4 protein-coding genes are annotated in these 5,971 nt (G+C 69.1%); 2 read left to right on the top strand and 2 right to left on the bottom strand.

Going from position 1 to position 5,971, the window contains the following annotated elements; genetic code table 11:
• Positions 1-183 precede the first annotated feature (183 nt).
• Positions 184-1,458: a cytochrome P450 gene (locus tag VGD44_RS13895; RefSeq protein WP_331088017.1), complete on the top strand. Its 1,275-nt coding sequence runs from the start codon at positions 184-186 to the stop codon at positions 1,456-1,458.
• Between the two features lie 7 nt (positions 1,459-1,465).
• Here the strand turns inward: VGD44_RS13895 and VGD44_RS13890 are convergent, their stop codons facing one another.
• Together VGD44_RS13890 and VGD44_RS13885 are read right to left on the bottom strand one after the other, a co-directional pair.
• Positions 1,466-3,286 (bottom strand): DUF885 domain-containing protein, encoded by a 1,821-nt coding sequence (locus VGD44_RS13890; protein ID WP_331088015.1) that lies wholly within the window; start codon positions 3,284-3,286, stop codon positions 1,466-1,468.
• 117 nt (positions 3,287-3,403) lie between these two features.
• The gene (locus VGD44_RS13885; RefSeq protein ID WP_331088013.1) at positions 3,404-4,150 is read right to left on the bottom strand and encodes a class I SAM-dependent methyltransferase; all 747 of its coding nucleotides are present in this window, start codon (positions 4,148-4,150) and stop codon (positions 3,404-3,406) included.
• Between the two features lie 274 nt (positions 4,151-4,424).
• Between VGD44_RS13885 and VGD44_RS13880 the strand changes: the two genes are divergently transcribed.
• Positions 4,425-5,971 (top strand): DEAD/DEAH box helicase (locus tag VGD44_RS13880; protein WP_331088011.1); only part of this gene is annotated, 1,547 nt, incomplete at its 3' end.

Here is a 5,971-nt window from a genome sequence, read left to right as displayed (position 1 = left end):
GCCATGTGGTGCAGGCGCTCGGTCATGCCCCGAAGGCTGCGCCCAGCGCGCGCGCGGCGCCAGTCCGCGAGTTCGCCGCGGAGCTCTGCGGATTCGCAGAGCGAACGTGACGCTGGCGTCACCGCCTCTGGCCAAACCCAGCTTATCGGCGTTCACTGTCACCCATATTCGGGAGGAAGTTCGATGGCCGACGGGCACGTGGCGCAGATCAGCAAGGAACAGGCGCGGGCCGAGGCCTGGTCGCTGCCCCTCGAGAAGCTCGACCCGGCCCAGCCGGCCCTGTTCCAGGCCGACGCCATGTGGCCGATCTTCGAGCGCCTGCGCGCCGAGGACCCGGTCCACTACACCGAGGAGCACGAGTTCGGCCCGTACTGGTCGATCACCAGGTACAACGACATCATGGCGATCGACACCGATCACCAGCGCTTCTCCTCCGACTTCCTGAAGGGCGGCATCACCATTGGCGGCGGCCAGCAGAACATGGACCCGCTGCCGATGTTCATCGCCATGGACCCGCCCAAGCACGACGTGCAGCGCAAGGCCGTGTCGCCGGCCGTCGCGCCGCCGGCCCTGGCCGTCATGGCGCCCGAGATCCGCGAGCGCGCGGGCGCGATCCTGGACGGCCTGCCGATCGGCGAGGAGTTCGACTGGGTCGACCTCGTTTCGAAGGAGCTGACGGCCATGACGCTGGCGACGCTGTTCGATGCGCCGCAGGCCGACCGCCGCCAGATCACCTACTGGTCCGACGTGGTGACCGCTATCCCGATGCCGGGCGCGATCGTGGAGACGCTCGAGCAGAAGATGGCGATCTTCCAGGAGTACCACGCCTACTTCACGGGCCTCTGGAATCAGAAGGTCAACGCCCCGCCCGCCGGCGACCTGATCTCGATGCTGGCCCACAACCCGGCTACCCGGAACATGGAGCCGCGCGAGTATTTCGGGAACGTCGTGCTGCTGACCGTCGGCGGCAACGACACCACCCGCAACACCATCTCGGGCTCGGTCCTGGCGCTGAACCAGAACCCCGACCAGTACGCCAAGCTGCGCGCCAACCCCGACCTGATCCCCTCGATGGTCTCCGAGACCATCCGCTGGCAGACCCCGCTCGCCCACATGCGCCGCACGGCGGTTGAGGACGTCGAGTTCCAGGGCAAGACCATCAAGGCCGGCGACAAGGTCGTCATGTGGTACGTCTCGGGCAACCGCGACGAGACGGTGATCGAGAACCCGAACGCCTACATCATCGACCGCGAGCGGCCCCGCCAGCACATCTCGTTCGGCTTCGGCATCCACCGCTGCGTCGGCAACCGCCTGGCCGAGCTCCAGCTCCAGATCATCTGGGAAGAGATCCTGGCCCGCTTCCCCGAGATCGTCGTCACCGGCGAACCCAGGCGCACCTGGTCCACCTTCGTGAAGGGCTACGAAACCCTCCCCGTGGTAATCCCGAAGCGGAACTAGGGCGCCGCTACTTCGCCCCGGCGATGTACGCGTCCACGCGGCGCTCCACGATGTCCAGCGGCAGCGGGCCCGCGGCCAGGATCACCTCGTGGAAGGCCTTCAGGTCGAACTTCGGTCCCAGCGCCTTCTGCGCCTTCTCCCGCAGCTCCAGGATCTTCAGCTGCCCCACCTTGTAGCTCGTCGCCTGGCCGGGCGTGGTGAAGTAGCGGTCCACCTCACGCGCAATGTCCAGGTCCGAGGAGAGCGTGTTCGCCCGCATGTAGGCGATGGACTGGTCGCGGGTCCAACGCTTGTGGTGGATCCCGGTGTCGAGCACGAGCCGAACCGCCCGCCAGATCTCCAGGCTCAGCCGCCCAAAGTCGTCGTACGGGTCCTGGTAGAAGCCCGCCTCCTTGCCCAGCTTCTCGGCGTAGAGGCCCCAACCCTCGATGTAGGCGCCCTGGTACGAGAACCGCCGGAACAGCGGCAGGTCGGCCTGCTCCTGGGCGCGCGCGATCTGGAAGTGATGCCCCGGCGCGCCCTCGTGATAGGCGATCGCCGGCAGCTGCACCTTCGCCACCTGGGTCATGTCCGACAGGTTCACGTAGAAGATCCCCGGCCGCGAGCCGTCCGGCGTGCCCTGGTTGTAGAAGGCGGTCGACGCCGTCTTCTCCCGGAACGGCTCCACCGCGCGCACCTCCAGCGCCTGCTTAGGCAGGGTGGAGAACTGCTTGTCCGCGACGGCCATGTAGTCGGCGATGATCTTCTTCGCGTCGGTCAGGTACTGCTGCTTGCCGGCCTCGGTGTTGGGGTACTTCAGCGCAGGATCGGTGCGGACCTTCGTCAGGAACTCGTCCAGCGTCCCCTTGAAGCCCACCTTCGCCTTGATCTGCTCCATCTCGGCCCGGATGCGCGCCACCTCGGAGAGCCCCGTGGCGTGGATCTGGTCGGGGGTCAGCGGCGTCGTCGTGTAGAACGCCACGGAGTCGGCGTAGTAGGCCGCGCCGTCCGGCAGCGCCCACACCCCGTTCACCGTGGTCGCCTTCTTCGACATGGCGTTCAGCGCGGCGATGTAGCGCTCGTAGCCGCGCTTCCACTCGCCCTTCAGCGCGGCTTCCGCGTCGGCCTTCAACTTCGACTTCACCGCCGCGTCGGCGCTCAGCGCGTCCACCTTGGTCTTGAAGTCGGCCCAGATCGCATGGTCGGCCCCGCCGTCGAACGGCGCGCCCTTGATCTGGTTCTGGGCGTCCGGGATCACGCGGCCGAACACGAACTGCGGCGGCAGGAAGCCCTTGGCGGTCCGCTCGTCGATGTCGGCCGCGACCTCGCCCGCCACCCGCTCGAACGCCTTCAGGCGCGCCACATAGGCCTCGGCGTCGGCGACGTTGGCCACCTTGTGCGCGTTGATCAGCATCACCGGCAGGCCGTCCAGCGTGCTGCCGGTCGAGCTCACCGCATAGTTCTGCCAGTACCACTTGAAGAGCGTGGCCTGGATGTCCGCCGCCTTGGCGAACAGGTCGTACGAGAGCTGCGAGGCCGCCGACAGCTTGGAGCGGTCGAACTCCCGCTTCATCCGCGCCACCTGCGCGTGGCCCAGGTCCACGGCCTTCTTCTGGCCGGCCATGGTGTAGTCGCCCAGCTCGGAATACCGCGTCTTCATGCCCAGCTGCGTCAGGGTCTCGGGGCTGAGCTGCGCCTGCTCCATGAACGCGGCCTGGAAGAACCCCGCCAGCCTGGCGTCCTCCGACTGCGCCGCGGCGGGCGCGGGGGCCGCCGGCGGCTGCGCCAACGCCGGCCCAGCCAGCAAAGCGGCGCCCAGCGCCAGGACGGAACAGGCGGTGCGGAACATGCGGATGTAACCCCGAGACAGATGATGTGACGCGAGGCTTAGAGCCCCCGCCGCCCCGCCCGAAATGAATTCCCGGTAACGCTGCGCCGCGCGCATCCGGCGCTCGGCCAAAAACCTCTACCGCGCCGCCGGCGGCGCCTTGCAGGGCTTGATGTCGGCGGGCTTGGGCCGCGCGGCCGGCGCCTCGAACACCGCCAGATACCCGATCCCGCCCTCCAGCGGCCCGTGGCTCAGCCGCTTGTAGCCCACCGCCTCGAATTCGCACTTCAAGAGCGCCGGCGGCGTGCCGTGACTGTTCGTCGGCCGGTCCAGGTCGATCACGCCCACCCGGCCGCCGGGCTTCAGCGACCCGGCCAGGTTCCAGAGCAGGGCGTAGGGGCTCTCGATCTCATGGTACATATGGACCATCACCGCCCGATCCACTGCGCCCGCGGGCAGCTTGGGATCGTCAGGCGTCCCCACCACGATCTTCACGTTCCGGAGCTTCCGCCGCTCGGCCTCGCGCCGTAGGCCGGACAGATAGGCTTCGACGATGTCCTCGGCATAGACGACGCCTGAAGCGCCGACCGCCGGCGAGAGGCGCAATGTATGGTAGCCCGAGCCCGCCCCGATGTCGGCCACCGCCATGCCGGGCTTGATCTCCAGCCCGCGCACGAGCTGCCCGGACTCATCCGCCGCGTCCCGGTCGGGCCCGTTCGACCACTCCGACGCCACGATCCCCGCCACCGGCCGGTCGGCCATCGGGAACCCGAGGGCGTCGCGCTTGGCCGGGGCGTCCGCCTTCGGCGCGCTCTGCCCCTCGCCCGGCGGCGAGCAGGCGGCCAGCAGGAACATTGCAGCGAGGAGGGGGAGGCTGAAACGCATCGGCCCCTTTCCAGCCGAAATCGCCGCGCCGCGCTAGGGGGCAGGGCGCGCATTCCTTCTCGCCCCCTTCCTCCTCGATGGCGGAAGGGGCGGGGATTGGGGGTGTGCACAGGGTGGCGAAGGACTTGACGCGTGAGGCGTGGGCGCCGACAGGCGCCACATCCTTCACCTCGGCAGGCACACCTCCACCCAACCCTCCTCCATCGAGGAGGGAGGGCTGTCCTTCGGTCACCTCAACGCGTGAAACCAAACGGGAACATGCTATAGCGCCTGCATGGCCGACGCCTCCGGTCCCGCCGCCGACCTCCTGCCGCCGAAGTTCCAGGCATGGTTCGCCGGCCGCGGCTGGGCGCCGCGCGCGCACCAGCTCGAGATGGTGGAGAAGGCGAAGGCGGGCCGCGACGCCCTGCTCATCGCGCCCACTGGCGGCGGCAAGACGCTCGCCGGCTTCCTGCCCAGCCTGATCGAGCTCACCGAGCGCCCGCCCGCCAATACCCCGCGCGGCTTGCACACCCTCTACATCTCGCCGCTGAAGGCGCTGGCCGTCGACGTCGAGCGCAACCTCGGCATGCCCATCGCCGAGATGGGCCTTTCCATCGTCGCCGAGAGCCGCACCGGCGATACCGGCATCAGTCGCCGTCAGCGCCAGCGCGTGAAGCCCCCCGACATCCTGCTCACCACGCCCGAGCAACTGGCATTGCTCTGCGCCTGGGAAGGCGCGCGCCCCTACTTCGAGGACCTGCGCTGCGTGATCCTGGACGAGATCCATACGTTGCACGCCTCCAAGCGCGGCGACCTCCTGGCGCTCGACCTGGCGCGGCTGCAGGTGCTCGCGCCGCACATGCGCCGGGTCGGGCTGAGCGCGACGGTGGACGACCCCGAGGTGATCAAAGCCTGGATGGCGAGCCACACCAGCGCCCCCTCCGTCAGCTTCGCTGCCACCTCGCCCGTTGTCACGGGGGAGGAACTAAGCGGATCGATCGCCCCAGTTCCTCCCTCGCTTGCGGGGGCGGACCACGAAGTGGTGGAGGGCGCGCTGCGACCGCACGGCCCCCAGTCCATCGCCCTCGTCCGCGGCCCGGCCGGCGCCGAACCCATCGTCGACGTCCTGCTCTCGGAGGGCCGCGTCCCCTGGAGCGGCCACACCGCCCAGCACGCCATGGCCGAGGTCTACGACGTCATCCGCCGCTCGAAGATCGCGCTCGTTTTCGTCAACACCCGCTTCCAGGCCGAGTTCGCGTTCCAGGAGCTCTGGAAGCTGAACGACGACGGCCTGCCCATCGCGCTGCACCACGGCAGCCTCGCCGCCGAGCAGCGCCGCAAGGTCGAGGCCGCCATGGCGCGCGGCGACCTGCGCGCCGTCGTCTGCACCTCCACCCTCGACCTCGGCATCGATTGGGGCGACGTCGACCTCGTCATCCAGCTCGCCAGCCCCAAGGGCGCCTCGCGCATGGTCCAGCGCATCGGCCGCGCCAACCACCGCCTCGACGAACCGTCCCGCGCGCTCTTCGTTCCCGCCAACCGCTTCGAGATGCTCGAATGCCAGGCCGCCCGCGAGGCCATCGCCGAGAACCGCCTCGACGGCGACCCGCCGCGGGTCGGCGCCCTCGACGTCCTGGCCCAGCACGTCATGGGCTGCGCCGTCTCCGAGCCCTTCGATCTCTTGGAGCTCTACGACGAGGTGCGCTCGGCCGGCCCCTACCGCGACCTGCCCTGGGAAGACTTCGAGCAGGTCGTCGATTTCGTCTCCACCGGCGGCTACGCGCTCAAGACCTACGACCGATTCAGACGCATCGTGCAGGGACAAGACGGGAAGTGGCG

This window comes from Phenylobacterium sp. (assembly GCF_036402295.1).
GTDB lineage: Bacteria > Pseudomonadota > Alphaproteobacteria > Caulobacterales > Caulobacteraceae > Phenylobacterium.
Note: the sequence above shows the minus strand (reverse complement) of the source record. Positions and strands in the feature narration are given on the sequence as shown.

Coding starts and splice junctions, on each gene's coding strand:
- VGD44_RS13895 (WP_331088017.1), top strand. CDS start 184: ATGGCCGACGGGCACGTGGCGCAGATCAGCAAGGAACAGGCGCGGGCC.
- VGD44_RS13890 (WP_331088015.1), bottom strand. CDS start 3,286: ATGTTCCGCACCGCCTGTTCCGTCCTGGCGCTGGGCGCCGCTTTGCTG.
- VGD44_RS13885 (WP_331088013.1), bottom strand. CDS start 4,150: ATGCGTTTCAGCCTCCCCCTCCTCGCTGCAATGTTCCTGCTGGCCGCC.